Source organism: Bacteroidota bacterium (genome assembly GCA_030706565.1).
Taxonomy (GTDB): domain Bacteria; phylum Bacteroidota; class Bacteroidia; order Bacteroidales; family JAUZOH01; genus JAUZOH01.
In genome coordinates this window covers 1-3226 of the sequence record JAUZOH010000412.1, presented here as the reverse complement: position 1 = coordinate 3226, position 3226 = coordinate 1, and the positions used below count along the sequence as shown (strand labels likewise).

The window sequence follows — 3226 nt, the reverse complement described above, 5'->3', positions numbered from 1 at the left end:
TATCTTTCTGGGTAAATCTTACTGCAACATCATAGTATAAAGGCACCACCGCAGCCTTATCAACGATCATTTTATCCATTTGCTTATAATAAGCTATCCTGCGGTGCACATCAAATTCCTTTAAGGATTTATCATATAACTGATCAAATAAAGGATTGGTAAAATGGGTGGTATTCGGACCGCCAGGACTCAGATTTTTGCTGTAAAACAAAGAAAGGTAGTTTTCAGCATCAGCATAGTCTGCAATCCAGGAACCACGGAAAAAAATCAATTTTGAATTAGCCACCATATCTTTAAATTTGGCTCCTGTACTAACATCAATATTCACTTTAACACCAATTTGCTCCAGTTCATGCTGGATAAACTCGCACAAATCAAGGTAATCGCTGGTAACCGTAAGGGTCAGGTTGGGTAAGCCATTGCCATTGGGGAAACCTGCCTGTTGTAACAATTTACGGGCTTTATCCGGATTGTACGAATAACCGGAAATTGGTTTATCAGAGAAAAAGGGCATACCCAGCGGTACAAAACCATTGACAGCAGGTATAGCCAGATTGTTGCGAAGATATCTTACCATTTTAACCCTGTCAAAACCATAATTTATGGCCTGTCTGATTCTTATATCCTTAAAAGGATTCCCCCTCCCAATCTCTGAGGTAGAATCCAATAAAAAACCAAGATATTCAGTATTCAGGTAAGGATGGGTAAGCATCACAAAGCGGTTACGGTATTTGGGATTTAACTTACCCCCTTTAGTGATCAACTCATCTTTATACACAGACTGCACCCCTGACAAAAAATCAATATTGCCTTTCATAAATTCCAGAAATTCTGATTGTTTATCGGCAATAAAAGAAATATCCACGGCATCCAGATAAGGCAGACGATGATGGTTGGAATCAAACTCAAAATAATTGGGATTTTTAACCAGTACCAGTTTCTCCCCTTCTTTCCAATATTTGAACTGAAAAGGACCGGTACCAATAGGATGATTCCGGAAATCATCTCCATAATGTTCAACCACTTCGCGGGGCACTACCGAGCAATACTGCATGGTCAGCAAACCAAGAAAAGCAGGGAAAGGACGGATTAATGAAATCTGGAAAACGCTGTCATTTAATGCGACAAATCCTTTGAAATGATTGCTGGCATTTTTATCAATACCGTTAAGGATCCATGAACCCGGCGAAGCCACTTTTTCATCCACAAGCCTTCCCAGGCTATATTCGAAATCACCGGCAACAACCCTTCGGCCTTTTCCTCCCGGGAATAAAGAAGAATCATGGAAATAAACATCCTTGCGCAATACAAAGGTATAAACCAGCCCGTCGTTTGAAACCGTCCATCGCCTGGCAATACAGGGGACCACCTGCAAACTGTCATCCAGCTGTACCAAACCGTTGAACAACTGGTTCACCGGCCAAATATTAGTCTGGCTTCTGGCAAATGCAGGGTCGAGGGAGGTTATCCCCTTGGATTCATTATATCTGAAAACATTTTTGAAACGATCCGACTGGTAATAGTTCTGGCAGGAGAAAACTGTTAACACTAGCAGGAAATAATATGATTTTAACTTATGCATAAAATGTCAAAATTTGCTCCAAATGTAAAACATTTGACTGCTAACACAAAAATAAAAAGTCAGGAGTATAAGCCCCTGACTTTTTATTTTTTCACTAAATCCCTGTTTAAAAGCGCAGCGACAAGCCGGCAGTAAAATGTATACCGGCCTGCGGGAAATACCCGTAATCAGCCTGTTCTTTTCCTTCGTACACATAGCGGTACACCCAGGCATTGCTGATATATTTTACATTGAAAATATTGTTGACCATAAAGAAAATCCCGGATTGTTTCAGCAGCCCCAGTTTAAAATCATAATTTACTTTGAAATCATTGAGAAAATATGGGTTAAGCTTCCTGTCATTGCTTGAACTGTTGTCAATATATTGTTTGCCGACATACTTGCTCATCAGGTAAACCTTCACATGATGTGGCATATCCAGGCAAAACTGATTAGCAGCCACTACATCAGGCGAAAAAGCCAGGTCACTGCGTTTTTTTGATTCGTTCATTTGGCCGCCATTATCCCAGTTGTCAATATAACCTTCATAGTTAACTATTTCATTGCGGCTTAAGGAAATATTGCCATCCCAGTGAAGGATATTCGCTATAGTTGCCCCTGCACTCAATTCAACACCCTGACGATAACTCTTATGAACATTGGTCATTATAGCACCGCCTACATCATTTATCTTCCCGGTCAACACCAGCTGATTTCTATAATCCATATAGAAGAGATTGGCACAAGCAGTAAAATTATTGAAACTCAGTTTGTAACCCAATTCATAATCATTTAAAGTTTCATGCATGGGTTTGTCCTTAGCCGGGTCTGCATCCACATAATTGTCATGAGTTGGTTCCCGGTGAGCTGTAGCAATAGAGAAATACAGGTTTTGATTTGCGTTGATGTCATAGGATAAACCGGCCTTAGGATTGAAAAAATCGAACAGGTGCAATTGGGTAACATCCCTCAGGTTGCCGTCCAAGCCAATTTCACGATCATGACCTTTGATGGAATAATAAACATGCCTGTATTGGGCATCGGCATAAACATGAAGTTTTTCGGTAAGAAGCAAGTTTATTTTTGCATACATATTAAAATCCTTTTTCACCCCGTCGTGGTCGTACCAGCGGTAATCAGGAGCAATGTTGCCGGGAGTACGTTCCCAGATCAGGTTCCCAAAATGGGACCCGTCATATTCGTCCCATGAACCGCCCAACAAAGCATTGACTCTTTTCTTGGTATAGCTCAACGTATAAGTCAATCCATAGAAATCGTTCTTTAACCATTTACGGGTAATTATGTCGGTGGAAGAAACCGTATCATTCCCGAGAATCACATTCGGCAAGGCATAATCAGCATAATTCTCACCGGGTTTATATTCTTCGTAATAGCCCTGGCCAGGAGTATAATGTAAAGTAGCATTAAAATTAAGGGAAGGGGCCAGTTCCCTGGAAAAGAAGAGTTGATAATGTGTCTGGACATAATTGTCGGTTTCATTATCATAATATTGTTCTTGTCCGTTTTGATCTTCGTAGAGCCCCAGCCCATTGTACCTTCTGTCAGAAGCAAGTTTATCTCCCGGAACTCCGTCCCAGGCCAGGTGTGTCTTCTCCTGTCCACTGAAAATACTGGCTTTGACAATGGTCTTCTTGCCATAATAAC

At 40.9% G+C, this 3226-nt stretch carries 2 protein-coding genes; both read right to left on the bottom strand.

Annotated features, from left to right (window positions below):
* The coding region (locus Q8907_14900; protein ID MDP4275560.1) for an ABC transporter substrate-binding protein at positions 1 to 1582 on the bottom strand (1582 nt) is incomplete at its 3' end.
* A 106-nt stretch (positions 1583 to 1688) separates the two neighbouring features.
* Positions 1689 to 3226, bottom strand: a 1538-nt coding sequence (locus Q8907_14895) for a TonB-dependent receptor (GenBank protein ID MDP4275559.1), incomplete at its 5' end; no start/stop codon positions are given.